At 62.8% G+C, this 23754-nt stretch carries 23 protein-coding genes and 5 pseudogenes; 11 read left to right on the top strand and 17 right to left on the bottom strand.

Going from position 1 to position 23754, the window contains the following annotated elements; translation table 11 throughout:
- Positions 1–43 precede the first annotated feature (43 nt).
- Positions 44–301, top strand: coding sequence for a hypothetical protein (locus MESS2_RS26705; RefSeq protein WP_008877705.1), 258 nt, complete (start codon positions 44–46; stop codon positions 299–301).
- An 87-nt stretch (positions 302–388) separates the two neighbouring features.
- On the opposite strand, the gene soxR is transcribed toward MESS2_RS26705, so the two are convergent.
- Positions 389–835 (bottom strand): redox-sensitive transcriptional activator SoxR, encoded by a 447-nt coding sequence (soxR, locus tag MESS2_RS26700; protein WP_008877704.1) that lies wholly within the window; start codon positions 833–835, stop codon positions 389–391.
- Positions 836–1022: 187 nt separating this feature from the next.
- Positions 1023–1481, bottom strand: a complete 459-nt coding sequence (locus tag MESS2_RS26695; protein ID WP_008877703.1) for a tRNA (cytidine(34)-2'-O)-methyltransferase — start codon at positions 1479–1481, stop codon at positions 1023–1025.
- Between the two features lie 466 nt (positions 1482–1947).
- On the opposite strand from MESS2_RS26695, the gene MESS2_RS26690 reads away from it, so the two are divergent.
- The 4 genes and pseudogenes from MESS2_RS26690 to MESS2_RS26675 all read left to right on the top strand — a co-directional run bounded on the left by MESS2_RS26690 (position 1948) and on the right by MESS2_RS26675 (position 6498).
- Entirely contained in the window at positions 1948–2379 is a 432-nt protein-coding gene (locus MESS2_RS26690; protein WP_008877702.1) for a hypothetical protein, read from the top strand.
- A gap of 27 nt (positions 2380–2406) precedes the next feature.
- Positions 2407–4287: an ABC transporter ATP-binding protein gene (locus MESS2_RS26685; protein WP_008877701.1), complete on the top strand. Its 1881-nt coding sequence runs from the start codon at positions 2407–2409 to the stop codon at positions 4285–4287.
- A gap of 10 nt (positions 4288–4297) precedes the next feature.
- Positions 4298–6179 (top strand): annotated as a pseudogene (locus tag MESS2_RS26680) (ABC transporter ATP-binding protein).
- An 8-nt stretch (positions 6180–6187) separates the two neighbouring features.
- Positions 6188–6498, top strand: a pseudogene (locus MESS2_RS26675) (DUF6665 family protein).
- A 3-nt stretch (positions 6499–6501) separates the two neighbouring features.
- On the opposite strand, the pseudogene MESS2_RS31585 reads toward MESS2_RS26675, so the two are convergent.
- The 3 genes and pseudogenes from MESS2_RS31585 to MESS2_RS26660 form a co-directional block, all read right to left on the bottom strand.
- Positions 6502–6845: pseudogene (locus tag MESS2_RS31585) on the bottom strand (cupin domain-containing protein).
- A 5-nt stretch (positions 6846–6850) separates the two neighbouring features.
- Entirely contained in the window at positions 6851–7270 is a 420-nt protein-coding gene (locus tag MESS2_RS26665; RefSeq protein WP_008877697.1) for a type II toxin-antitoxin system VapC family toxin, read from the bottom strand.
- Positions 7270–7566, bottom strand: coding sequence for a type II toxin-antitoxin system Phd/YefM family antitoxin (locus tag MESS2_RS26660; protein WP_008877696.1), 297 nt, complete (start codon positions 7564–7566; stop codon positions 7270–7272). The genes MESS2_RS26665 and MESS2_RS26660 overlap by 1 nt, the downstream gene beginning before the upstream one ends.
- A 259-nt stretch (positions 7567–7825) precedes the next feature.
- Between MESS2_RS26660 and petA the strand changes: the two genes are divergently transcribed.
- The 4 genes from petA to MESS2_RS26640 all read left to right on the top strand — a co-directional run bounded on the left by petA (position 7826) and on the right by MESS2_RS26640 (position 11236).
- The gene (gene petA / locus MESS2_RS26655) at positions 7826–8386 is read left to right on the top strand and encodes a ubiquinol-cytochrome c reductase iron-sulfur subunit (protein ID WP_006338541.1); all 561 of its coding nucleotides are present in this window, start codon (positions 7826–7828) and stop codon (positions 8384–8386) included.
- Between the two features lie 18 nt (positions 8387–8404).
- Positions 8405–9706 (top strand): cytochrome b, encoded by a 1302-nt coding sequence (locus MESS2_RS26650; RefSeq protein WP_040594093.1) that lies wholly within the window; start codon positions 8405–8407, stop codon positions 9704–9706.
- A 27-nt stretch (positions 9707–9733) separates the two neighbouring features.
- Positions 9734–10591, top strand: a complete 858-nt coding sequence (locus MESS2_RS26645; RefSeq protein WP_040594092.1) for a cytochrome c1 — start codon at positions 9734–9736, stop codon at positions 10589–10591.
- 99 nt (positions 10592–10690) lie between these two features.
- Complete coding sequence (locus MESS2_RS26640; RefSeq protein WP_008877695.1) at positions 10691–11236, top strand: adenine phosphoribosyltransferase; 546 nt, start codon at positions 10691–10693, stop codon at positions 11234–11236.
- Between the two features lie 170 nt (positions 11237–11406).
- On the opposite strand, the gene MESS2_RS26635 is transcribed toward MESS2_RS26640, so the two are convergent.
- The 7 genes and pseudogenes from MESS2_RS26635 to MESS2_RS26605 all read right to left on the bottom strand — a co-directional run.
- A complete protein-coding gene (locus tag MESS2_RS26635; RefSeq protein ID WP_008877694.1) occupies positions 11407–11874 on the bottom strand; it encodes a MaoC family dehydratase in 468 nt (155 codons plus the stop codon).
- Positions 11871–12368, bottom strand: a complete 498-nt coding sequence (locus tag MESS2_RS26630) for a MaoC family dehydratase (protein WP_008877693.1) — start codon at positions 12366–12368, stop codon at positions 11871–11873. The genes MESS2_RS26635 and MESS2_RS26630 overlap by 4 nt, the downstream gene beginning before the upstream one ends.
- 103 nt (positions 12369–12471) lie before the next feature.
- On the bottom strand, positions 12472–13446 hold the full coding sequence (gene corA / locus MESS2_RS26625) for a magnesium/cobalt transporter CorA (protein WP_008877692.1): 975 nt from the start codon (positions 13444–13446) through the stop codon (positions 12472–12474).
- Positions 13447–13670: 224 nt separating this feature from the next.
- Positions 13671–14774 carry a redox-regulated ATPase YchF gene (ychF, locus tag MESS2_RS26620; RefSeq protein ID WP_008877691.1) on the bottom strand — a complete coding sequence of 368 codons (1104 nt, stop codon included), beginning with the start codon at positions 14772–14774 and terminating at the stop codon, positions 13671–13673.
- Positions 14775–14868: 94 nt separating this feature from the next.
- The gene (gene pth, locus MESS2_RS26615; RefSeq protein ID WP_008877690.1) at positions 14869–15579 is read right to left on the bottom strand and encodes an aminoacyl-tRNA hydrolase; all 711 of its coding nucleotides are present in this window, start codon (positions 15577–15579) and stop codon (positions 14869–14871) included.
- A 23-nt stretch (positions 15580–15602) separates the two neighbouring features.
- The gene (locus MESS2_RS26610; protein ID WP_008877689.1) at positions 15603–16247 is read right to left on the bottom strand and encodes a 50S ribosomal protein L25/general stress protein Ctc; all 645 of its coding nucleotides are present in this window, start codon (positions 16245–16247) and stop codon (positions 15603–15605) included.
- A gap of 349 nt (positions 16248–16596) precedes the next feature.
- Positions 16597–16938, bottom strand: a pseudogene (locus MESS2_RS26605) (MarR family winged helix-turn-helix transcriptional regulator); the annotation flags it as partial.
- Between MESS2_RS26605 and MESS2_RS26600 the strand changes: the two are divergent.
- Positions 16937–17367: pseudogene (locus MESS2_RS26600) on the top strand (alpha/beta fold hydrolase); the annotation flags it as partial. The pseudogenes MESS2_RS26605 and MESS2_RS26600 overlap by 2 nt on opposite strands.
- Positions 17368–17441: 74 nt before the next feature.
- On the opposite strand, the gene MESS2_RS26595 reads toward MESS2_RS26600, so the two are convergent.
- Positions 17442–18692: an MFS transporter gene (locus MESS2_RS26595; protein ID WP_008877685.1), complete on the bottom strand. Its 1251-nt coding sequence runs from the start codon at positions 18690–18692 to the stop codon at positions 17442–17444.
- Positions 18693–18823: 131 nt separating this feature from the next.
- On the opposite strand from MESS2_RS26595, the gene MESS2_RS26590 reads away from it, so the two are divergent.
- A complete protein-coding gene (locus tag MESS2_RS26590; RefSeq protein ID WP_008877684.1) occupies positions 18824–19714 on the top strand; it encodes an AraC family transcriptional regulator in 891 nt (296 codons plus the stop codon).
- Positions 19715–19961: 247 nt separating this feature from the next.
- Here the strand turns inward: MESS2_RS26590 and MESS2_RS26585 are convergent, their stop codons facing one another.
- The 4 genes from MESS2_RS26585 to pgeF all read right to left on the bottom strand — a co-directional run bounded on the left by MESS2_RS26585 (position 19962) and on the right by pgeF (position 23672).
- Positions 19962–20897: a ribose-phosphate pyrophosphokinase gene (locus MESS2_RS26585; RefSeq protein ID WP_008877683.1), complete on the bottom strand. Its 936-nt coding sequence runs from the start codon at positions 20895–20897 to the stop codon at positions 19962–19964.
- 169 nt (positions 20898–21066) lie between these two features.
- Positions 21067–21690 (bottom strand): hypothetical protein, encoded by a 624-nt coding sequence (locus MESS2_RS26580; protein WP_008877682.1) that lies wholly within the window; start codon positions 21688–21690, stop codon positions 21067–21069.
- A 36-nt stretch (positions 21691–21726) separates the two neighbouring features.
- The gene (locus MESS2_RS26575; RefSeq protein WP_008877681.1) at positions 21727–22878 is read right to left on the bottom strand and encodes a M24 family metallopeptidase; all 1152 of its coding nucleotides are present in this window, start codon (positions 22876–22878) and stop codon (positions 21727–21729) included.
- Entirely contained in the window at positions 22878–23672 is a 795-nt protein-coding gene (pgeF, locus tag MESS2_RS26570; RefSeq protein ID WP_008877680.1) for a peptidoglycan editing factor PgeF, read from the bottom strand. The genes MESS2_RS26575 and pgeF overlap by 1 nt, the downstream gene beginning before the upstream one ends.
- Positions 23673–23754: the final 82 nt, after the last annotated feature.

Raw genomic sequence — 23754 nt, 5'->3', positions numbered from 1 at the left:
GGGTAGAAGCGTCAAGTCTGATCAAGGGGCAAGGAGTTCTTTCGTGCGCACCCCGGCAAGACCGCCGCTGGATGGCTTGAAGAAAAGGCTTGATCGTTCGCGCGCCGAGCGCGAGCGTATGCCGCGCGACGGTTTCCTGCGCGAGACCTTCGTGCTGCCGCGCCCCGATGCGCGCCTCAAGGCGCAGGAATGGTTCGAGCGCTTTCCCAAGCAGGCCTACTGGACCGAGATCGAAAGCTGGTTCGAGCGTCCTGGCGACGTCATCGAATTCACCATCAGGCGGTTGCCGGCTGCGGATTGAAGCGCGCCGCGTTCCGCGACTCGCTTCAAGTTCTTGTTGGCGCATGTCGTTATCCCAAAACCGCTGCGCACTTTTGGGCGACATGCGCTAGCGCTCGACAAGCAGCCGTCTCGCCCCTGTTCCCTCCCTCGCCAGCCGGTCGTCCTTGTTCCGCAGCGGGCACTTGTCGATCGACATGCAGCCGCAGCCGATGCAGTCGCTCAGCCCGTCGCGCAGCTTCTTCAGTTGGCTAATCTTCTGATCGAGCTCGTCGCGCCAAGCCGTTGAAAGCAGATTCCAATCCTCGCGCGTCGGTGTGCGGCCTTCGGGCAGGGATTGGAGCGCCGCACCGATCCCGGCCAGCGAGATGCCAACCTCTTGCGCTATCCTGATGATCGCCACCCGCCTCAGCACGTCGCGCCCGTAGCGGCGCTGGTTGCCTGACGTGCGGTGACTGCGGATCAGCCCGCGCGCCTCGTAAAAATGCAGCGCCGATACCGCCACGCCGCTGCGCGCCGCCACCTGACCGACCGTCAATTCCGTTACCGGAGCCATCCGAATTTTTCCGCTTGACCTCAAGTTAAGTTGAGCTTGTACCAAGAAACCCTGAATATGCAAACCGCAGGAGAAGGCGATGTGCGCCTGGGTGAAAATGACAAGAGAGGGCGCAGTCGTTGGCCAGGAAGCAGCCGGGGGCCAGAAAGCGGCCGTGATTGCCATACCCACTGATGGCCGGCGAATCCTATCGGAGCTGCCGGATCGCTTCGCCGGCCACCATGGCCACGGAAAGCGCGACATTGATGCTGCGCGCGCCGGGCTGCATCGGGATCGTCAATCGCGCATCGGCCGCCTCGTGGACAGAATCCGGCACGCCTGCGGATTCGCGGCCGAAGAGGAGTACGTCGCCGGCAGCGAAGGCGAAATCCGTGTAGGCGATCGCGGCTTTGGTCGACAGCAGCACCATCCGCCGCGCTTCGCTTCGGCGCCAGTCTTCGAAGGCCTGCCAGTCGACATGCCGGGAAAGCCGCGCCATTTCGAGATAATCCATGCCGGCCCGTTTCAGCGAGCGGTCGGAGATCGGGAAGCCGGCCGGTTCGATAATGTCGACGCCAACGCCGAGGCAGGCGGCGAAGCGCAGGATTGTTCCGGTATTGCCGGCGATATCAGGCTGGTAGAGCGCGATGCGGAGACCGTCGTTCATTTCCAGGCCCTTTTGATCCGTGGCAGATCGGCCACAGCGGGTTCGCGGTTTCGGAAATTGCTGGACTGGCGGGTGGTCATTTTCTGCGAAGTCGGGTATGTCAGTTCCATTGTCAACCCGAACCGAAGGAGGGGAATTCATGATGACCATGCACATCCAGCACCCCTCTCGGGGCCTTGTACGCCCCACGGCGGTTTCGGTACGACGATTCTCCTGACACTTTAAGATTTGATCGCACCGATTCCCGCCGAACCCTGTTTTCGGCTTTCGAAGGAATCCTGCGATGTTTTTCAAACCGCGAAAGGGGCCGAGCGCCCCACCTGAACGTGTCCGGACCGATGCTTGGCATCCTGTCCGGACCGATACTTGTCGCATCCCGACCGACGCAACCCGTCTCTCCGGCCGAATGCCGGCGGTCGAGCTTGTTTCACCCTTTCTATCGCATCTTCACATGGAGGACGGACCAATGTTCGATCCCTGTAAAATACCCGGCTCAAGAAGCCTGCACGAGCGCAAGATGGCGACCTGGGCGCTGCTGATCGGCGAAACCTATTCGTCGGCGGTCCACGCCGAAACGCGCCGGCGTCCGCATCGCGGCATGCTGCCCGATGTCGATTTCTCGCGCGCCGTCCCCGACCACAGTCGTCCTTCGCTGGTGCGCCGGATCATCAGGCTGATCCGGCCAGGCGCGAAGATCCGGGTCGTTGACACCGCGCCGTCAGGATTGTCAAACGAGCCTGTCGGCGAAAAGGCCGCGACACCCTATATTGGGCGAAGCAGGACCGATGGCCCGGGTGATTCCGGGCCATCGGTCCTTGACGCCATGCGGCCTGGAGACGCTGCGCGCTCCGGGGACGCTGCGCGCTCCGGGGACGTTGACCACCGCCGTGCCGCCTGAGCGGAAGAGAGATTTGCGAGCATAACAATGTTTAGCTGGTTTGAAAAAAGGCTCGATCCGTTCCCTGCCGCCGAACCGGTAGAGCCGCCGAAGACGCTGGTCGCCTTTTGCGTGCACTATACGCGCGGCGCCTGGCATTACATCATTCTGGACGCGATCCTGGTGACAGCAATTGCCTTTGCCGAAGTGTGGATGTTCGGCTTCCTCGGCCGCATCGTCGACTGGCTGTCGGGGCAGAATCGCGAAACCTTCCTGCAGACCGAGGGCTGGAAGCTCGCCGGCATGGCCTTCATCGTGCTGTTCGCGCTGCCGGGCACGGTGTGGCTGCATTCGATGCTCAACCAGCAGACGCTGATGGGCAACTACGCGATGCGCATCCGCTGGCAGGTGCATCGCTATCTGCTGAAGCAGTCGATGGCCTTCTATCAAGACGAGTTCGCCGGGCGCATCGCGACCAAGCTGATGCAGACGGCGCTCGCCGTGCGCGAATGCGTCATCAAGCTGATCGGCGTGCTCAACTACATCATCGTCTATTTCCTCGGCATGCTCTTCATCGTCGGTTCGGCCGACTGGCGGCTCGCCGCGCCGCTGGTCGTCTGGCTCATCGGCTATATCGGGCTGCTGCGCTTCTTCATCCCGAGGTTGGGCAAAGTCGGCGAGGAGCAGGCCAATGCGCGTTCGACCATGACCGGCCGCGTCGTCGACAGCTACTCCAACATTCAGACGGTCAAGCTGTTTTCGCATGCGCGGCGCGAGGCGTCCTTCGCAAGGGAAGGCATGGCGGGCTTCCTCGATACGGTCTACCGGTCGATGCGGCTGGTGACGGTGCTCTACGGCCTGCTCTACATACTCAACTCGCTGCTCCTGTTCTCGGTCACCGCGATCTCGCTGTGGCTGTGGCTCGGCCAGGCGGTGACGATCGGCGCCGTTGCTGTCGTCATCGGCCTGGTGCTCAGGCTGTGGGGCATGTCGCAATGGATCATGTGGGAAATGTCCAGCCTGTTCGAGAACATCGGCACGGTCCAGGACGGCATCGGTTCGATCTCGCTGCCGCGCCTGGTCGAGGACAAGCCTGATGCCAAGGACATTGTCGTCACCAAGGGCGAGATCCATTTCGAGGACATCCGCTTCCACTATGGCAAGCAGAAGGGTGTGATCGAGAGCTTGTCGCTGACGGTGAAGCCGGGCGAAAAGGTCGGCATCGTCGGCCGTTCGGGCGCCGGAAAGTCGACGCTGGTCAATCTTCTCCTGCGCTTCTACGACCTGGAAGCTGGCCGGATCCTGATCGACGGCCAGGAGATCGCCTCGGTGACGCAGGATTCGCTGCGTGCCCAGATCGGCATGGTCACGCAGGACACATCGCTGCTGCATCGTTCGGTGCGCGAGAACATCCTGTACGGCCGGCCCGATGCCAGCGAGGAGATGCTGATCGAGGCGGCACGCCGCGCCGAGGCGCGGGACTTCATATCGGCGCTTGTCGACGCCACTGGCCGCAAGGGTTTCGACGCCCATGTCGGCGACCGCGGCGTCAAATTGTCCGGCGGCCAGCGCCAACGCATCGCCATCGCCCGTGTTATGCTGAAGGACGCACCGATCCTCATTCTCGACGAGGCGACGTCCGCGCTCGATTCAGAGGCCGAGGCCGCCATCCAGGAGAACCTTTACAAGCTCATGCAAGGCAAGACCGTCATCGCCATTGCCCACCGGCTGTCGACCATCGCCGCGATGGACCGGCTCGTCGTCATGGACAAGGGCCATGTCATCGAGGAAGGTTCGCATGAGCAGCTCGTCGCCAGCGGCGGGCTCTACGCGCAGCTCTGGCAGCGCCAGTCAGGCGGCTTCCTGCTCGAAGATAGCCCGGCCGACGCCGCCAATGACGCACTTGCAAAGGGTCAAGCCGCAGAATGATGGCCGCCGCATGATGACTGCCGTCTATCGCTGGTTCGAGAACTGGGTCTATCCGTTCCGGGAGCCCGCGAATTTTCGGCCCCCCCTCAGCGTCGGCGGCTTCCTCTGGCACTATGTCGGGCAGGCGAAATTCGCCTTCTTCGCCATGCTGGTCATCGGCGGTATCGCACCGCTGATCGAAGCCGGACTGTTCTATTTCGTCGGACGGCTGGTTGACATACTCGACCAGCTTCCCGAGCGCAGCTGGCACGCCCTGTGGACTTCCGCCGGTCCCGAACTGGTCTTCATGGCCGTGGTGGTGCTGGTCATCCGCACCATCGTCGTCGGATTGTCGGCGCTGGTCGACGAGCAGACGATCACGCCGGGCTTCTACAATCTGGTGCGCTGGCAGGCGCATCGCCATGTCTCGCGCCAGTCCTACGCCTTCTTCCAGAACGACTTCGCCGGCCGCATCGCCACCAAAGTCTGGCAGGCGGGGCAGGCAACCGGCGACCTGATGGAAAGCTTCATCGAGGTCGTCTGGTTCATGATCGTCTATACGGTGACGACGCTGGCGCTGATCGCCGGCCTCGATCTCAGGCTGGCGGTGCTGGTGGTGATCTGGATTTCCGCCTTCGGCTTTCTGGCCAAGCTCTATCTGCCGGCGATCCGCAAGCATGCCGAGGAAACCGCCGAGGCCGGTTCGATGATCACCGGCCGCATCGTCGATTCCTATTCGAACGTGCAGACCCTGAAACTGTTCTCCGCCGATGGCGACGACCGCTATCATCGGGAACGGCTTCGACATCTATCTCGACGCGCTTCGCCCGTTCACCCGCCGGCTGACCGGCGTGCGCATGGCGCTGACCACGCTGTCTGGCATCATGATCACGGCGATCGCCTGTTTTGCCGTCTACCTCTGGGTCGAAGGCTCGATCACCGTCGGCGCGGTCGCCTTCACGCTGTCGCTGGTGCTGCGGCTCAACATGCTGCTCGGCCGTTTGATGATGCAGCTCAACAGCATCCTCAGGAATCTCGGCGTGCTGGAAAACTCCAAGGCGCTGATTTCGCAGCCGCTCGGCCTGACCGATGCGCCGGACGCGAAAGAGCTTGTCGTGGCCGGCGGACGGATCGACGTGAAAAATGTCGAGTTCCACTACGGCAAGGGGTTTGGCGTGCTCAATGGCATCGATCTCACCGTGCGGCCGGGCGAAAAGGTCGGGTTGGTCGGACCGTCCGGCGCGGGCAAGACGACATTGGCCAATTTGATCCTGCGGCTCTACGACCTCGAAGGCGGGAAGATCACCATAGACGGCCAGGACGTTGCCAAGGTCACGCAGAACTCGTTGCGCGCCAATATTGGCGTCGTCAGCCAGGATACCGCACTGTTCCACCGTTCGCTGCGCGACAACATCAAGCTCGGCATGCCTGACGCGACCGAGGCGCAAGTGATCGCCGCGGCGAAGAAGGCGGAGGCGCATGAGTTCATCCTCGGCCTGCGCGACAATCGTGACCGCCAGGGCTACGAGGCCTTTGTCGGCGAGCGCGGCGTCAAACTCTCCGGCGGCCAGCGCCAGCGCGTGGCGATCGCTCGCGTCTTCCTCAAGGACGCGCCGATCCTGATCCTCGACGAGGCGACATCGGCGCTCGATTCCGACGTCGAGGCGGCGACCCAGGAGAATCTGGCAAGGCTGATGGAAAACAAGACGGTCATCGCCATCGCGCACCGGCTGTCGACCATCGCCGCGCTCGATCGCCTGGTGGTGCTCGATGGCGGCCGTATCGTGGAACAAGGCACGCATGACGAGTTGGTGGTGCTCGACGGGCTCTATGCGCGGCTGTGGAAGCGGCAGTCCGGCGGTTTCCTGTTCAACGAGGAAAGCGCCCTGGAAGAGACAAGGCCGGCGGAGTAGGACGAGCCATGTCGGTGCGGATGCCTTCGAATTTTGGACGTTCGGGCGCGCAGGAAAGCGCGCTCGATCTGCTCGGCCATGAAATCCTCGCCGAAAAGGCGGCGGCGCTCGGCCGCGCCGGGCAGCGCGTCGAGCAGACGCTGGCGAGGTTGCGCGAAAACGGTGACGACGAGCATCGGCCCGGCTGCTCAGGGATGCGGCCGAGGCCGTCCACGGCTATTTCATCCAGCGCGAACTGTGCGGCCTGCGCAAGCATGACGCGGTGATCCGCGAATACAACATCCCGAAAGCCGTGCTTGTCAGGCTTGGCGCGAAGTAGATGTCACTCCAACCATTCGGTGATGAAGCTGCCGTTCTCGTGGATATCGGTCGTTTCGAGCGGGCCAGGGCCAAGATTGGTGAATTTGTGCGGCGTGTTGGGCGGAACGATCAGGATCTGGCCGGCGGTGGCCTCGATTTCCTGATCGCCGACGGTGAACAGGCCGGTGCCGGCGCGGATGATGAAGATCTCTGCGTAGGGATGCCGGTGCAGGCGCGGGCCGCCGCCGATGCCGGGCAGATGGTTGAAGATCAGGCAGCTTCTGGAGCCCCAGGCGCCGCATTCAGCTCGCCTTGCCAGCGGTCGGGCGTGTTCGCCCAGCGGTCACGGTTGATGACATGCGCCACGACCATTAACCCGTCACCGGTATCCAGGGATTGAACAATTTCGCTCCCGTGCCTTCGAAATCCTTCGTATTGCGGGTCACGATCGTCATGTTGTTGACGAGCGCCGTGGCAGCGATGTAGGCGTCGCGGTCAGGCCGGGGATCCGGAACGTGGAGAGGCGCGCAGCGCAGCGCAACAGCAAGATCCACGGGGAGTATGCGCTCTGCGATCTCGGCAACCATTCCGTCGATCCAAGCGCGCAGGACGGCTGCTTTCCTTATGTCTTTTCGTTCTGCTCTCAGCGCGCCGATCTGAGCCTCGAGAATGCTGACGGCCGAAACATGAAACTCGGCAGGATTTCGACTCTCTGCCCAAACGCGAACGTTCGGATCGCACCGGTCTCTTCGTCTGAGTTCGGAGATGACATTCGTATCGAGTAGATACATCAGTCGAACTCGGGAGGCCGCAGGGACACGCTCTTGAATTCCGGGATGTCGAAATCAAAATCCGCTTCAGGCCGATCGTCCGCCAGAAGGTCCGCAAGGCTTCTGAATTTTTCCGGGTGGCCTCGATGGCTTTTCAATTTCTCGTATTCCTCCATCGACATCAGCACATGGGAAGGTTTGCCGCGATCGGTGATGAAGACCGGGCCATTCCTGGCGGCGCGCTTGGCGCGAGCCGTATCCTGATTGAATTCACGGCTCGACATGGTGGTGGTGATCGTCTTCGCCCCGATGTTCATTCGGCACCTTTATCGAGAAGATGTAGACATATTGCTACATTCATGTTCGTGGGTCAAATTCATGTCTGCGCGGGACGCCCGCGACAATCTGCCCTTGTGCCTTCACCCGTCTGGACAAAAACGGGCTTCACGCATAAACCGAACTCCAAATGCCGGAGGAATTCGCTAGCCTGTTCGCCATGCGCTGTCGGGCTGGCGTAAACGAGCGGGGAGCTAGGCTCGGCCACCGGCACGGAAGAGGCGAAAGGATCAGGCACCCGTGAGCGCAACCGACATCCACGATCCCAACCGTCGCGATTTTCTCTACGTCGCCACCGGCATGGCCGCAGTGGTCGGCGCGGGCGCCGTCGCCTGGCCGTTCATCGACCAGATGCGCCCGGACGCCTCGACGCTGGCGCTGGCCTCGGTCGAGGTCGATGTCGCCTCGCTGACGCCGGGCATGTCGCTCGTCGTGAAATGGCGCGGCAAGCCAGTGGTCGTGCGCAACCGCACCGAACAGGAGATGAAGGACGGCGAGGCGGTCAATCTGGCCGACCTCAAGGATCCGATCGCCCGCAACGCCAACCTGCCGTCAGACGCGCCGGCGACCGACGCCAACCGCACAACGCCGGGCAAGGAAGCCTGGATGGTGATGGTCCAGGTCTGCACCCATCTCGGCTGCATTCCGCTCGGCCAGGAAGGCGAGTTCGGCGGCTGGTTCTGCCCCTGCCACGGTTCGGTATACGACACCGCCGGCCGTATCCGGAAGGGGCCGGCGCCGGAGAACATGGCGGTGCCGGTATTCCAGTTCATTTCCGACACCAAGATCCGTATCGGCTGAGGGCTAGGGGACATTCCGATGAGCGAGGGACACTCGACCTATACGCCCAAGACCGGTATCGAACGCTGGTTCGACGCCCGCATGCCGCTGCCGCGGCTGGTCTATGACAGCTTCATCGCCTATCCGGTGCCGCGCAACCTCAATTATGCCTGGACCTTCGGCGGCATCCTGTCGATCATGCTGGTGGCGCAGATCCTGACCGGCATCGTGCTGGCCATGCACTACACGGCGGACAGCACGCTGGCCTTCAATTCGGTCGAGAAGATCATGCGCGACGTGAATTCGGGCTGGCTGTTGCGCTACCTGCATTCGAACGGCGCGTCGTTCTTCTTCGTCGCCGTCTACATCCACATCTTCCGCGGTCTCTATTACGGCTCCTACAAGGCGCCGCGCGAGCTTCTGTGGATCCTCGGCTGCATCATCTACCTGTTGATGATGGCGACGGGCTTCATGGGCTATGTGCTGCCCTGGGGCCAGATGAGCTTCTGGGGCGCCACCGTCATCACCAGCTTCTTCACCGCCATTCCGCTGGTCGGAGACTGGATCCAGCAGCTTTTGCTCGGCGGCTTCGCCGTCGACAACCCGACGCTGAACCGTTTCTTTGCGCTGCACTACCTTCTGCCGTTCATGATCGCCGGCGTCGTTGTGCTGCATGTCTGGGCGCTGCATGTGGTCGGCCAGTCGAATCCGACCGGCATCGAGGTCAAGTCGAAGACCGACACCGTCGCCTTCACGCCTTACGCGACCATCAAGGACGCGTTCGGCATGATCGTCTTCCTTTTCTTTTTCGCCTATTTTGTCTTCTATCTGCCGAACTATCTGGGACACCCCGACAACTACGTTGTCGCCAACCCGCTGAAGACGCCCCCCCATATCGTGCCGGAATGGTACTTCCTGCCCTTCTACGCGATCCTGCGCGCCATTACCTTCAATGTCGGGCCGATCGACGCCAAGCTCGGCGGCGTGCTGTGCATGTTCGGCGCCATCGCCATGCTGTTCCTGGTGCCGTGGCTCGACACCTCGAAGGTGCGCTCGGCGGTCTACCGGCCCTGGTACAAGCTGTTCTTCTGGCTTTTCGCCGCAAATGCCATCTTCCTCGGCTGGCTGGGCTCGCAGCCGGCGGAAGGCAGCTATGTGTTCATGGCGCAGATGGCGACGCTGTTCTACTTTGTCTTCTTCCTAGTCGCGCTGCCGGTGCTCGGGCTGATCGAGAAGCCGCGCCGCTTGCCGAATTCGATCACCGAGGCGGTGCTCGAGAAGAACAAGGGTGGCGGCCACCATCCAGCGGGGGCTACGGCCGCGCCGGAAACCAAGGGCTGAGCGGCAGAGAATCTAAGGGGATTTGGCATGAAGAAGATTCTCACCTCGCTGGCGCTGCTCGGCCTGGTCGTTGCCGGCACCGGCGCCATCGCCGCCGAGGACGCAAACAACGCGGCCGCGCCGACGCATCTCCCGATTAACGAGCCGAAGGAAATGGACTGGAGCTTCGCCGGGCCGTTCGGCACCTACGACAAGGCGCAATTGCAGCGCGGGCTGAAGGTCTACAAGGAAGTTTGCTCCGCCTGCCATTCGATGAATCTGGTGGCCTTCCGCACGCTGGAGGGGCTCGGCTATTCGGAGGCGCAGGTGAAGACGCTTGCCGCTGAGTACACGATCCGTGACGGCCCGAACGATGCCGGCGACATGTTCGATCGCCCGGGCAAGCCTTCCGATTATTTCCCGTCGCCGTTCCCCAACGAGGAAGCCGCCGCCGCCGCCAATGGCGGCGCTGCGCCGCCCGACATGTCGCTGCTGGCCAAGGCGCGCGGCGTCGTGCGCGGCTTTCCGCGCTTCGTCTTCGACATCTTCACGCAATATGCCCAGGGTGGTCCCGACTACATCCACTCGCTGCTGACCGGCTACGACCAGACGCCGCCGGCGGGCATGGTGATACCGGAAGGCACGTACTACAATCCGTACTTCTTGTACGGCGTGTCGCTGAAGATGCCCAAGCCGCTCTCCGACGGCCAGGTGACCTATGACGACGGTTCGCCGCAGACGGTCGATCAGTACTCCCGCGACGTCTCGGCCTTCCTGATGTGGGCGGCCGAGCCGCATCTGGAAGACCGCAAGAAAACCGGCTTTCGCGTGCTGGTGTTCCTGCTTCTCTTCGGCGCACTGGTGTATTTGACCAAGCGCAAGGTGTGGGCCGGCGTGGCGCACTGAGCGGTATTGGAAGAACGAAAATGCGCGGGGCGCCGAAGGGCGCCCTTTTCTTTTCGGCCGCTTACCGGCAAAACTGTACGGTAACGGAATCTCCGCCTCATGAAATCTTCGCTCGAAGACACGCTGCTTGCCGCGATCCGCACCATTCCCGACTATCCCAAGCCGGGCATATTGTTTCGTGACATCACCACGCTGCTCGGCAATGCGCGCGCCTTCCGCCGTGCCATCGACGAACTGGTGCATCCCTATGCCGGCGAGAAGATCGACAAGATCGCCGGGATCGAGGCGCGCGGCTTCATCTTGGGCGGGGCCATCGCCCACCAGCTCTCGGCCGGCTTCGTGCCGATCCGCAAGAAGGGCAAGCTGCCTTTCGACACGGTGCGCGTCGCCTACAGCCTTGAATACGGGCTGGACGAGATGGAGATGCACAGGGACGGCGTGTCTCCTGGCGAGAAGGTGATCCTTGTCGACGACCTGATCGCCACCGGCGGCACGGCGGAAGCGGCGGTCAAGCTGCTCAGGCAGATCGGCGCCGACATCCTCGCCGCCTGCTTCGTCATCGACCTGCCGGACCTTGGCGGCCGCGAAAAGCTCGAGGCGCTCGGCGTGCCGGTCAGGACGCTGATCGGGTTTGAGGGGCATTGAGGTGCAGCTCTTCCTTCTCCCCCTTGTGGGAGAAGGTGGCCGAGCGAAGCTCGGTCGGATACAAGGGGTGTTCCAGAAGACACCAATGCCTCATTCCTTCCAACACCCCATCCGTCTCGGCGCTCCGCGCCGATCCACCTTCCCCCACAAGGGGGGAAGGAAAGGGTGCCTCACCCCACCTTCACCAGCACCGCGCTGTCGAACTCCAGAACCTTGTCGCCGGTCGAATCGAAGGCTTCCGAGCGCAGCGAGAGCAGCCGCCAGCCCGGCCGCGAGACCATCGGACGATGGCCGAGCGCCGTGCGGGTGAAGGTCACGGTTTCCCCGGCATGGACGGGCTTAAGCCATTTGAGGTTCTTGAAGCCGGGCGAGGGACCGAATTCGGGCTGAGGTCCGGGACCCGTCCAGTCGCCCTCTGCCACCATGCGGGTTTCGAGGTTCAGTTTCATCCAGGTGGCGGCGGTGTGCCAGCCCGACGCGCAAAGCCCGCCAAGCACGCTCGTCTTTGCCGCTTCCTCATCGAGATGGAAAATCTGCGGATCGTATTTCCTGGCGAAGGCCTTGATCGCATCGGCCTCGAACTTGTGCGAGCCGAGCGTCACGGTGGTGCCGATGCAGAAAAACTCGTCGAGGGTCACGCCGCGGCCCCACGGGTCAGGAACATGACGGTGTTTTCGAGATCGAAGACGCTTTCGCCGCGCTGGTTGAACAGTTCGGACCGCATGGTGACGAAGCCGAGCTGGGGCTTTGACTTGGACAGGCGCTTGGCAAGGACGGTGGTGCTGCCGCGCAACATGTCGCCGGCCAGCACCGGCTTCTTCCACCGGACCTGGTCGACCCCGGGCGCGCCCTGGCAGGTCGAATCGAGCAGGAAGGCGTCACACAACATGCGCATGAACATCGCGCAAGTATGCCAGCCGGAGGCCGCCAGGCCGCCAAGGATGCTGGCCTTGCCCGCCGCCTCGTCGAGATGCATCGGCTGCGCATCGAATTCGGTCGCGAACTCGATGATCTCGGCAGCGCTTACCAGCTTGGTGCCGAGGTCGAGCGATGCGCCCTCGGTGAAATCCTCATAGGCCCAAGTCTTTCCGATGGCCCAAGTCTTTCCGATGGCCCGAGTCTTTCCGGTCATGGTCTGGAATCCGGTTCAAGATTGTACGATCCCGCGGATCGGCGTTCCCGGATGCAGGTCGGACGGAATTTGGTCAAGTGATTTCTAGTGAGCCAACTCCTGGTCAGAGCCAGCCACGGCGGCGGAAATACCAGAACGGCAGGACCGCCGACAGGATCATCAGGCCGATGGCGAAGGGGTAGCCAAAGTTCCAGGTCAGTTCGGGCATGACATTGAAATTCATGCCGTAGATCGAAGCGACCAGTGTCGGCGGCAGGAAGATGACGGCGGCGACGGAGAAGATCTTGATGATGGCGTTCTGCTCGATCGAGATCATGCCCAGCGTCGCGTCGAGCAGGAAGGAGATCTTCTGCGACAGGAAGGTGGCGTGGTCGGCCAGCGATAGCACGTCGCGCGCCACGGTCTTGATGCGCGCGCGGATGTCCTTGCTCGTCCTGGTTTGCGTCGAGGCATGGGCGAGGAAGCCGGCGAGGCGCTGCAGCGAGATCAGGCTGTCGCGGATCGAGGAGGCGATGTCCTCCTTGCGGCCGATGGCTTTCAGCAATTCCCGGAAATCGCGGTTGCGCTTGGACACCTTGGTCGATCTTGCCTCGAAGATGTCGCGCGAGATCGTCTCGATGTCACGGCCGGCGCGTTCCAGAATGTCGGCCAGGCGGTCGACGATGGCCTCCAGCAGGCCGATCAGGATGGTGTCGCTGCTGGTGCAGCCGGTCGCCACCTTCTCGGCGCGCAGCGGAAAGGTCGTGAAGGCCTTGGGTTCGTGATAGCGCACGGTGACCAGCCTGTTACCAGCCAGCACGAAAGTGACCGGCGACATCAGCGGATCGTCGACCTCGGTCTGGGAGGGCAGCGTGGCGGTCATGAAGTAGGCGCCGTCCTCGATATAGAGACGGCTGGAAATCTCGATCTCCTCCATCTCCTCACGCGTCGGAATGGCGACGCCGAGCCAGGTCTCGATGGTGGCGTTCTCTTCCTTGGTCGGGCTGAGAAGATCGGCCCATACGACCCTGTCGCCTTTTGCCAGGAGATCGTCGACGACGCGCAGGCGATCATTCTCCACGACGAAGGCCTTGATCATCGCCGGGTCTCCCTTGCTGGGGCCAAAGAGGTTTCGTTCGATAGCGACGCGTCGTTTCGGATTGCCGCGGGACAGGCGTTCTTGACGTAAGCCCGGGCCGATGCAGACGCCCTTTAGACCGGGTGCCATGGGTAGTCAAGCAGCGCGAAACGGCTTCTCTCCAGCCTGGCACGAAGCTGTGATCGGCAGCCCTCAGGCCAAATGCCGCGAGACCGTTTGCCGGCTCAGGTGTTGAACTTGAACAGCATCACGTCGCCGTCCTGGACGACGTATTCCTTGCCTTCGTCGCGGGCCTTGCCGGCTTCCTTGGCCGCCACTTCGCCGCCCAACGTGACGAAGTCGTTGTAGGCGATGGTCTGGGCACGGATGAAGCCGCGCTCGAAATCGGTGTGGATGACACCGGCCGCCTGTGGCGCCCTGGCGCCCTTGTGCACGGTCCAGGCGCGCGTCTCCTTCGGCCCGGCGGTGAAATAGGTGATGAGCTGCAGAAGCTCGTAACCGGCGCGGATCACCTTGTTCAGGCCTGGCTCATCGAGCCCGAGCGAGGAGAGGAATTCCATCTCCTCCTCGTCGCTGAGTTGGGCAACCTCGGCCTCGATCGCAGCCGAGATGACGACCGTGCGGGCGCCTTGGGCGGCAGCCATCTTTTCCACCGCCCTGGTGTGCTCGTTGCCGGTGGCGGCGTCGGCCTCGGCGACATTGCAGACATAGAGCACGGGATGCGAGGTCAGCAGGTTCAGTCCCTGCAGGATGCGCAGGTCTTCGGCGGAAATCCCCTTGAGCAGGATTCGGGTCGGCTTGCCGGCCTGCAGCAGTTCGAGCGCCGCCTCCATCATCGGCAGCACGGTGGTCGCTTCCTTGTCCTTGCCGGACGCGCGCTTGCGGAATTGCACGATGCGGCGTTCGAGGCTGTCAAGGTCGGCAAGCATCAGTTCGGTTTCGACGGTCTCGGCATCGGCGACCGGGTCGATGCGGCCCTCGACATGGGTGATGTCGTCATCCTCGAAGCAGCGCAGCACATGGACGATGGCGTCGACCTCGCGGATGTTGGCGAGGAACTGGTTGCCCAGCCCTTCGCCCTTCGAGGCGCCTCGCACCAGGCCGGCGATGTCGACGAAGGAGATGCGGGTCGGGATGATCTCCTTCGACTTGCCAATGGCGGCGATCTTCTGCAGGCGCGGGTCGGGCACCGCCACCTCGCCGGTGTTCGGTTCGATGGTGCAGAAGGGATAATTGGCGGCCTGCGCCGCCGCCGTCCTGGTCAGCGCGTTGAAAAGCGTCGACTTGCCGACGTTGGGCAAGCCAACGATGCCGCATTTGAAACCCATTTTGTCCGGTCCTATCGGGAAATCGAAATTTGATGAGGGCTATGGGGAAAGGGACGACGAGCGTCAAGCCCTCCGGGCTTGATCGTGCCAAAGCTCAGTCCTTGCCGCCGAAGAGCTTCTTCAGCATGGCGGCCATCGGGCCGGTTTGCGGCGGCTTGACCGCCGGCTGCTGCGGCCGCGCCTGGCGGATGTGGCTCTGCTGTTTGGGGTCTTCCTGCTTCGGCTTTTCGCCCGCTTTGCCCTGGACGGCAACGCTGACCTTGTTCATGAAGCCGGGCTCGTCACCCCTGACGATCATTTCGGCGTTGGCGGCGATGGCATCGAGCAGCGGGTCCAGCCATTCGCGGTCGGCTTTGGCGAAATCGCCCAGGACATGGTTATGGACCAGATCCTTGACGCCGGGATGGCCGATGCCGATGCGCACGCGGCGATAGGCGTTGCCGACATGCTCGTCGATCGAGCGGATACCGTTATGGCCGCCGGCGCCGCCGCCGGTCTTGACGCGGAGCTTGCGCTCGGCAAGGTCGATCTCGTCATAGAAGACGGTAAGCGCCGAGGGGGCGAGCTTGTAGAAGCGTAGCGCTTCGCCGATCGCCTGGCCGGACAGGTTCATGAAGGTCTGCGGCTTGATCAGGATGATCTTTTCGCCGCCAAGCATGCCTTCGGCGATCAGGCCCTGGAACTTCTTCGACCAGGGCGAAAAGGAATGGCGGCGGGCGATCGCGTCCGCCGCCATGAAGCCGACATTGTGCCGGTTATTGGCGTATTTCGCGCCCGGATTGCCGAGGCCTGCAAACAGCAGCATCGTCACCTCCGGGCGGAAAGGAATTACTTCTCTTCGGCGGCAGGAGCCGCCGCTTCGGGTTCAGCCGCCTCGACCGTCTCTTCCGTCTCCGGCTTCATCGCCGCGGAGCCGGCAATGGTCGCGATGGTGAAGTCGCGGTCGGAGATCACAGGCTTGACGCCGGCCGGCAGCGTGACCGCCGAGATGTGGATCGAGTCACCGATATCGGTGCCGGTGAGATCGACGGTGATGAATTCCGGGATCGCATTGGCCGGGCAGTGGAACTCGACTTCGTGACGCACGATGTTGAGCACGCCGCCGCGCTTGATGCCGGGCGACTTGTCCTCGTTGATGAAGTGGACAGGCACGTCGACATTGACCTCGGTGTCCTTGCCGATGCGCAGGAAGTCGACATGGACCGGGAAATCCTTGACCGGGTCGAGCTGGAAGTCCTTGGGCAGGACCTGGATCTTCTTGCCGTCGACATCGATCGTGGCGATCGTGGTCAGGAACCCGCCGCCATGGATCTTGTAGTAGATGTCCTTGTAGGTCAGCGCAATCGCCAGGGGAGGCTGCTTGTCGCCGTAAATCACTGCAGGCACTTTACCGTTGCGTCGAACTGCACGGGCGGACCCCTTACCGACCTGTTCGCGCGCTTCGGCCTTGAGCTCGTAAGCATCGTGGCTCATGACATTTCCTTTCGCGTTGTTCTGGAGCGCTCACGGTCAGCGTGGCTGGGCCGTAAACGTCGAAAGCCGCCGGGCCTGGATATCCGAAAGCCGGCAGCCGCATAAGCAAGCGGACCTGTGTTCGGGATCACAAGGGAAGGCAGCCTTCCGCCGCGTTGCCTCCAAGGGTGTCTACGCGGGTGGCGGCTCTATAGCCGAAGGCGGGAAAGGGTGCAAGCCGTGGCTGAAAGTCGTGGCTGAAAGGCCAACGAATGCCGGGCTTGGAGCTGTGAGCCGACATTCTCATTTCGAAGGTCGTAGTGCAATCGACTGCCGTATCCGCTAACCCAAGTGGCCATCTGGCGGCTGGCTATAGGCCACCACTCAACGCATTGCGCAGCGCCTGGACCTGCCGGTTCAGGGCATCAATCTGTGCCAACGTCATGCCCGAGCGCACGATCAGAGTCTCGTTCAGACAGTTGCACTGGATGAGCAGTGCGCGCCCGGCCGCAGTCAGATCGACCTGCACCTGGCGCTCATCGGTCTGGCTGCGCTGGCGGGTGACCAGCCCCGCCTGTTCCATGCGCTTCACCAGCGGTGTGACGGTGCTCGATTCCAAGGCGAGCCGGTGCGCGATGCTGCCAACCGACATGCCGTCGGCCTCTCCCAGCGCGTTCAGCACGAGATACTGCGGATAGGTGATCCCCATCTCTCCCGGCGGCCTGCCAATCGAGGTCTTCGACGGTTTCCGTTCCGCCCAGGCGGCCAATCGCGCCCAGTTCTTCCGCGACGTTCCGGCCGGTCCGTTTTACGGTTTCAACCGTCCCGGCGCGGAAGTCTCACAAGGGATCATCGACAATTGGTGGCGTCAGGGCATGATGGGCGGCACCAAGGCGCATTATGATTGCATCAAGGCCTTCTCGGAAACCGACTTTACTGAGGATCTGAAGACAATCGACGTGCCGGTTCTGGTCATGCATGGTGACGACGACCAGATCGTCCCCATGGCGGACTCGGCCCTACTGGCAATCAAGCTGCTCAAGAAGGGCGAGCTCAAGGTCTACAAGGCTTCCCGCATGGCATGGCCACGACCCATGCCGATGTCATCAACGCCGACCTGCTGGCCTTCTTCAAGGCCTAGGATATTTTTCGGAATGGAATAGAAAAGCATCCGCCTGAGGCGGGTGCTTTTCCCAGTCGCAGCCTAGGTCGCGTTCACCTGCTCGCCGCGCCGGCTTCCAGCTTTCTCGCTTCCTTCATATTGGGCAGGAACACCGTCAGCAGGCCGAGCAGCGGCAAATACGAGCAGACCTGGAAGACGAAATCGATGCCTTTCATGTCGGCGACTACGCCGAGCACAGCGGCGGCGATGCCGCCCATGCCGAAGGCGAAGCCGAAGAAGATGCCGGCGATCATGCCGACACGGCCGGGCACCAGTTCCTGCGCAAAGACGACGATGTTGGAGAAGGCCGAGGACAGGATCAGGCCGATCAGCACCGTCAGCACCATCGTCCATTCGAAATTGGCGTAGGGCAGGGCCAGCGTGAAGGGCAGCACGCCGACGATCGAGAACCAGATCATCGCCTTCTGTCCGTAGCGGTCGCCGAACGGTCCGCCGAGCAGGATGCCCAGCGCCGACGCGCCGAGGAACAGGAACAGCATGACTTGCGACATCTGCACCGAAACGCCGAACTTATGGATGGCGTAGAAGGTGTAGTAGCTGGAGAGGCTGGCGATATAGGCGTTCTTGGTCAGCACCAGCAGCGTCAGCACCGCCAATGCCCACATGACCTTGCGGCGCGGGAAGGGCGAGACGAAGCTCGCTGCCTTGCGGTTTGCCTGCGCGGCGCGCAGGCGGCTGTACCAACCGCCGACCTGCCAGAGCGCGACGATGCCGATCAGCGAGCCGACGGCGAACCAGGAAATGCTGGTCTGACCGAAGGGCACGACGATGAAGGCCGCCAGCAGCGGCCCCATGGCCTGGCCGAAATTGCCGCCGACCTGAAACAGCGATTGTGCCAGGCCGAAGCGGCCGCCGGAGGCGAAGCGGGCGATGCGCGAGGATTCCGGGTGGAAGATCGCCGAGCCGATCCCGATCAGCGAGGCGCCGATCAACAGCAGAAAATAATGTCCGGCATAGGCGAGAACGACCAGGCCGATCAATGAGGACGCCATGCCATAGGGCAGCGAATAGGGCATCGGCCGCTTGTCGGTGGCCATGCCGATCAATGGCTGCAGCAAGGACGCTGTCACCTGGAAGGTGAAGGTCAAGAGCCCGATCTGCCAGAAATCGAGACGATAATTGTCCTTCAGCAAGGGATAGATGGCCGACAGCAGCGACTGCATGACGTCGTTGATGAAATGGCAGAAGCTCACCGCAAGAATGACGGTGAAGGCCGTCGCTTGCGCCGAACTGTGGCTGGCCGTCGCTGGCGTGGCGACGGTGGTGGCTGTGGTGTCGGTCAAGGCAATGCTCCGAGGTCTTTCTGGCGGGGCGCTCCCACAGGCGGCCTTATCGCCGGGTTGCCTTATAAGTTACTTGCCGGGCGACTTCTTTCGTGGTTTGGTCCAATAGTTTCGCGAGTGGGCCATTGGCGATGCCGCATGGCAAGGAAATCTTCAAAGCGGACGCCGCCGAACTCGGGCAACTGCACGAGCGCCGCTGGCAGTGGCTGGAAGAGGCCGTCGGGCCGGCGGTGGCGCTGCCGACCGAATATCCCGACGGTTATCACGTGCCGCAGCATCGTCACAGCCGCAGCCAGTTGCTGCATGCGCTTGTCGGTGTCGTGCTGGTGACGACACGTCATGGGCGCTGGATGGTGCCGCCCGACCATGCCATGTGGATCCCCGCCGGCACCGAGCATTCCGTCGAGATGCTGGGCGATGTCAGCATGCGCTCGGTCTATGTCATGCCTGACGCCATTGCCGGGTTGCCGGACGGCTTACGTGTCGTCGGCATCACCGATCTGATGCACAGCCTGATCGTGGAATCGGAAAAGTTGCCACAGGGCGCCGAGCTTGAAGGGCGCGGCGGGCTGATCATGAATCTTCTGCTGCATGAGATCCCGAACCTACCGGAAAGGCCGCTCGGCCTGCCTTTTCCTTCGGATCCAAGGCTTGCGGCGCTGTGCCGGCGCTTCGTTGCGGCGCCCTCGCCGCATGCGACGATCGATGAATGGGCCGACGCTGTCGGCATGAGCCGGCGCTCGTTCACCCGCGCCTTCCAGCGCCAGACCGGGCTGTCGCTGTCGACCTGGCGCCAGCAGGCCTGCCTGTTCGCGGCGCTGCCGCGGTTGGCCGACGGCGAGCCGATCACCAGGGTGGCGCTCGATCTCGGCTATGACAGCGTGCCGGCCTTCATCACCATGTTCAAGCGCATGCTGGGAGCCTCACCGCGCGGCTATATGCGCGGCGCGCGCGACAGCGTTGATGCCGCACGGCGGGCAACGCCCGACACAGGAACCAGATTGCTGCCTTCCGGGGTTTAGTCCGAAGTTCGCGGCCCTAAACCGCTGAAAGCTGAATCTTTTGAGTCGGTTGGGCCGAAAATCGCTTTTGAGAAGTGTCCATGTCTCTGTCCATTTCGCCCTTCACACCTCGGCCAATTTGTGATTCGATTCGGCTGAAAACGTTCGTTGATGCCAGTGGGGGGTGTGTCCAGTAGCGGAAAAACCCACTTTTCAGATACGCGAATCAAATCAAGCAGTTGCTTGTCTCGCGAGCGCAAACTTCGGTTTAGTCGAACAGGCTCGACACCGATTCCTCGGTCGCGGTGCGCGAGATCGCCTCGCCCATCAGGTCGGCGATGGAGATGACGCGGATGTTGGGCGCGTCGAGCACACCTTGCGTCGGCTGGATGGAATCGGTGATGACCAGTTCCTGCAGCTTCGAGCCGCTGATGCGGGCAACGGCGCCGCCCGACAACACGCCATGGGTGATGTAGGCGGTGACGCTGGTGGCGCCATTGGCAAGCAGCGCGTCGGCGGCGTTGCACAGCGTGCCGCCCGAATCGACGATGTCGTCGATCAACAGGCAATCCTTGCCGGCGACCGCGCCGATGATGTTCATGACTTCCGATTCGCCCGGACGCTCGCGACGCTTGTCGACGATGGCGAGTTGCGCGTCGAAGCGCTTGGCCAGCGCGCGGGCCCGCACCACGCCGCCGATATCGGGCGAAACGACGACGACATTGGCAAGCTGCTTGTATTTCGCCTTCACGTCGCGGGCCATGACCGGCACGGAGAACAGATTGTCGGTCGGGATATCGAAAAAGCCCTGGATCTGACCGGCATGGAGATCGAGCGTCAACACACGATCGACGCCGGCCCGGGTGATCATGTTGGCGACCAGCTTGGCCGAGATCGGCGTGCGGCCGGAGGCGCGGCGGTCCTGCCTGGCATAGCCGAAATAGGGAATGACCGCCGTGATGCGCCTGGCCGAGGAGCGCATGAAAGCATCGATCATGATGAGCAGTTCCATCAGGTGATCGTTGGTCGGGAACGAGGTGGACTGCAGGATGAAGACATCCTCGCCACGCACATTCTCCTGGATCTCGACGAAGATTTCCTGATCGGCGAAGCGTCTGACGCTGGCCTTGCCCAGGGGAATGTTGAGATAGCGGGCGACCGCTTCAGCCAGCACCCTGTTGGAATTGCCCGCGAAGAGCTTCATGCACCGTTCCTGGCGAAGGATGGAGACTCTGACAGACTCGCTTGAGCCTCTTAGTCGGGCTTTTAGCGGCCCGTGCCGGTATTGCAAGCGTCGTGATCGGGAATCCGCCGGCTAATCTCAATAAACGTTTACAGCTGTCAAAGCCGGCATGCCGTCTGCGGGCACCCTGTCACCCCGCTTGCCCGCCAAGCCAAGTGGCGAACTGGTCGATCGTCTGGTCGGCGATCGACTGCATGGTCGCCGGCGCGACCGCCGCCCAGCCTTCGGCGCCGTTGGCGGAGGGCGCCTTCTGCTGGCCGTTGATGCGGTGCAGCCGGTTTCCCGAGGGGTCATAGACGTCCCAGACATAGATGACGGTGGTGTCCTTGCCTTCCGACATCGTCGAGAAATAGCCCTTCAGCACGTGGGTGGCGGCCTGGTCGGTGCTGCCGGCAAGCGTGATGCCGCGTTGCTTGGCGCGCGTCTGGAGTTCAGCGGTCAGCGGCGTCGCCGCTTCCACCGACGCGCCAACGATCGGCGCCACCTGCAGCCGGGTCCGCGCGATGGCCGAGGCGCTCTTGGCGGACGGCACGGTCGGCGCCGCGGCTTGCGCAGAGGCAGCAGGTGCCGTTGCGGGCTGCGCGCCAGCTGCCGGTGGGGCGGGCGTTGCAGGGGGCGTGGTGCCGGCTCCGGCCACGGACTGTGTCGATTGCGGGGCGATAGCCGAGGGCTCGAGAACGTCCTTGGCATTGGTGCACGCGGCCAGCGCCAGCGCCGCGAGCAATGACACGGTCGTCACATGCGATCGTCTCATTTGCCTGAAACTCCGATGACCGCCCCCATTATGGATTCACTGCACGATCAAGTCGAGATCATGGCGGGACAGCGGCTTCGGCTGCGATTCAGTGGTCAGATAGGTGCGGCCAAGCGTCATCGCGGTCTCCGTTTCCGAATCCATGATGATCATATGGGCGAACAACGTCATGTTGGGCGCGATCGGTTCGGGATTGCCCTGATAGAACATCGGCATGTCCATCCAGGACGGGGTGAAGCGGGCGCCGACCGAATAGCCGCAGGCGTTCAGCCGGTGCTTGGTCAGGTTGTGGGCTTCCAGCGTGCGGGCATGGGCGTCGAACACATCGCCGAAGGTATTTCCCGGCGTCATGGCTTTTTCGACTGCTAAAAGTGCCGCGCGAGCGGCGTCGAAAAGCTCCTGGTGACGCTTTGACACTTTGCCGGTTAGCACGGTGCGCATCATCGGGGCATGATAGTGATGGAAGACGCCGGCCCATTCGAGTGTCAGCTGGTCGTTCTTGGTCAGTTTGCGGCGTCCGGCCTTGTAGCGGCAAAGCAGTGCGTCCGCACCGGAACCGATGATGAACTCGTTGGCCGGATAATCACCACCGCCGGCGAAGACCGCGCCCTGCATGGCGGCAAGGATCAAGGCTTCGTCGCCGCCCTGCTTGATCAGCGGCAGCGCCGCATCCAGCGCATCGTCGGCGAGATTTGCCGCCTTTTCCGCCTTGGCGATCTCGGCCGGGCTCTTGAACAGGCGCAGCCGGCTAACGATGCCCGACGCGTCGGCGATCTGGCCAAAGGTCTGCAATTGCTCGTCCAGGCGGCGGCCATTGAAGGCGGTCAGGCCGTGGGTGTCGTATTCGACGCCGATGCGGGCGCCGAGCAGGTCGAGATCGTTGAGCAGATTGCGCAGGTCGATCGCCGGATTGGCGCCGTCGCGGTCCGTCCACAGCACGATATTGTCGATGATGGAGGTGTGGCGCGCTTGGCGCAGATCGGCCGAACGGGTGAGCAGGACCATCGAGCCGTCGGCCTTTACCACCAGGCACTGGAAGAAGCAGAAACCGAACGTGTCGTAGCCGGTCAGCCAGTACATGCTCTCCTGCGCGAACAGCAGCACGGCGTCGAGCTTCTTCTCGGCGAGTTCGATCATCAGCCGGTCGCGCCGCGCGTCAAATTCCGACCGTTCGAAATGCAACGCCATTACTCTTTCTCCAAAACAATTGCCGAAATCTGCCGCCCGTAATCCGGTTCCTTGCGATGCGTGGTGCGCCGGTAGGAATAGAACAGATCCTCCTCGGCGTAGGTGCAGCGGCCGAGCCCCTCGGCGGTCACGCCCGCCTTGGCGAGCCGATCGACTGTGTAGCGATTGAGGTCGAACATTGCATGTCCCGATTTCGCCGATGGCGCGAAATAGCTGGTATTGCCGGCATCGGCCTCGACGAAGCGGGCAACGAATTCCGGTCCGACCTCGTAATTCAAGGGGCCGATGGAAGGGCCGAGAACCGCAACGATGCGCTCGCGCCGGGCGCCGAGGCCTTCCATAGCGGCAATGGTGTTTTCCAGTACGCCCGTGAAAGCGCCCTTCCAGCCGGCGTGCGCGGCGCCGATGATGCGCGCCTCGGCATCGGCGAACAGGACCGGTCCGCAATCGGCGGTCGAGGCGCCGATGGCGATGCCCGGCCGGTCGGTGACGATGGCGTCGGCCCTGGGCCGCTCGGCGGAAAAAGGCTCCCTGGCGATGACCACGTCAGGTGAGTGGATCTGGTAGGCGGTCAAAAGATGGCTGGCCGGCACGCCCATCCAACTGGCGACGCGGCGACGGTTCTCTGCCACCAATGTCTGGTCGTCGCTCGAGCCGGTGCCGATGTTGAGACCCTGATAGATGCCGCCGGAGACGCCGCCAACGCGCGTGAAATAGCCGTGGCGGATGCCTTGCGCCCGCGCCTTTTCCAGCGAGGGCGACCGAACGGGATCCGGTTTGGTCTGATTCAACATGCGGGCGTTGTTGTCCGTGCGGGCGATTTCGTCAAGCGGCAGTCAAAAAAAGGGCGGCAGTCAAAAAAAGGGCGGCAGTCCA

The sequence above is a fragment of the Mesorhizobium metallidurans STM 2683 genome (assembly GCF_000350085.1).
Taxonomy (GTDB): domain Bacteria; phylum Pseudomonadota; class Alphaproteobacteria; order Rhizobiales; family Rhizobiaceae; genus Mesorhizobium; species Mesorhizobium metallidurans.
The sequence above is the reverse complement of the archived record's forward strand: the minus strand, read 5'-3'. Positions and strand labels throughout refer to the sequence as shown.

Bases quoted from the DNA above. Each gene is read 5' to 3' on its own strand.
- soxR (WP_008877704.1), bottom strand. From the start codon at position 835: ATGGCTCCGGTAACGGAATTGACGGTCGGTCAGGTGGCGGCGCGCAGC.
- MESS2_RS26695 (WP_008877703.1), bottom strand. From the start codon at position 1,481: ATGAACGACGGTCTCCGCATCGCGCTCTACCAGCCTGATATCGCCGGC.
- MESS2_RS26690 (WP_008877702.1), top strand. From the start codon at position 1,948: ATGTTCGATCCCTGTAAAATACCCGGCTCAAGAAGCCTGCACGAGCGC.
- MESS2_RS26685 (WP_008877701.1), top strand. From the start codon at position 2,407: ATGTTTAGCTGGTTTGAAAAAAGGCTCGATCCGTTCCCTGCCGCCGAA.
- MESS2_RS26665 (WP_008877697.1), bottom strand. From the start codon at position 7,270: ATGTATCTACTCGATACGAATGTCATCTCCGAACTCAGACGAAGAGAC.
- MESS2_RS26660 (WP_008877696.1), bottom strand. From the start codon at position 7,566: ATGAACATCGGGGCGAAGACGATCACCACCACCATGTCGAGCCGTGAA.
- MESS2_RS26650 (WP_040594093.1), top strand. From the start codon at position 8,405: ATGAGCGAGGGACACTCGACCTATACGCCCAAGACCGGTATCGAACGC.
- MESS2_RS26645 (WP_040594092.1), top strand. From the start codon at position 9,734: ATGAAGAAGATTCTCACCTCGCTGGCGCTGCTCGGCCTGGTCGTTGCC.
- MESS2_RS26640 (WP_008877695.1), top strand. From the start codon at position 10,691: ATGAAATCTTCGCTCGAAGACACGCTGCTTGCCGCGATCCGCACCATT.
- MESS2_RS26630 (WP_008877693.1), bottom strand. From the start codon at position 12,368: ATGACCGGAAAGACTCGGGCCATCGGAAAGACTTGGGCCATCGGAAAG.
- corA (WP_008877692.1), bottom strand. From the start codon at position 13,446: ATGATCAAGGCCTTCGTCGTGGAGAATGATCGCCTGCGCGTCGTCGAC.
- ychF (WP_008877691.1), bottom strand. From the start codon at position 14,774: ATGGGTTTCAAATGCGGCATCGTTGGCTTGCCCAACGTCGGCAAGTCG.
- pth (WP_008877690.1), bottom strand. From the start codon at position 15,579: ATGCTGCTGTTTGCAGGCCTCGGCAATCCGGGCGCGAAATACGCCAAT.
- MESS2_RS26610 (WP_008877689.1), bottom strand. From the start codon at position 16,247: ATGAGCCACGATGCTTACGAGCTCAAGGCCGAAGCGCGCGAACAGGTC.
- MESS2_RS26590 (WP_008877684.1), top strand. From the start codon at position 18,824: ATGCCGCATGGCAAGGAAATCTTCAAAGCGGACGCCGCCGAACTCGGG.
- MESS2_RS26585 (WP_008877683.1), bottom strand. From the start codon at position 20,897: ATGAAGCTCTTCGCGGGCAATTCCAACAGGGTGCTGGCTGAAGCGGTC.
- MESS2_RS26580 (WP_008877682.1), bottom strand. From the start codon at position 21,690: ATGAGACGATCGCATGTGACGACCGTGTCATTGCTCGCGGCGCTGGCG.
- MESS2_RS26575 (WP_008877681.1), bottom strand. From the start codon at position 22,878: ATGGCGTTGCATTTCGAACGGTCGGAATTTGACGCGCGGCGCGACCGG.
- pgeF (WP_008877680.1), bottom strand. From the start codon at position 23,672: ATGTTGAATCAGACCAAACCGGATCCCGTTCGGTCGCCCTCGCTGGAA.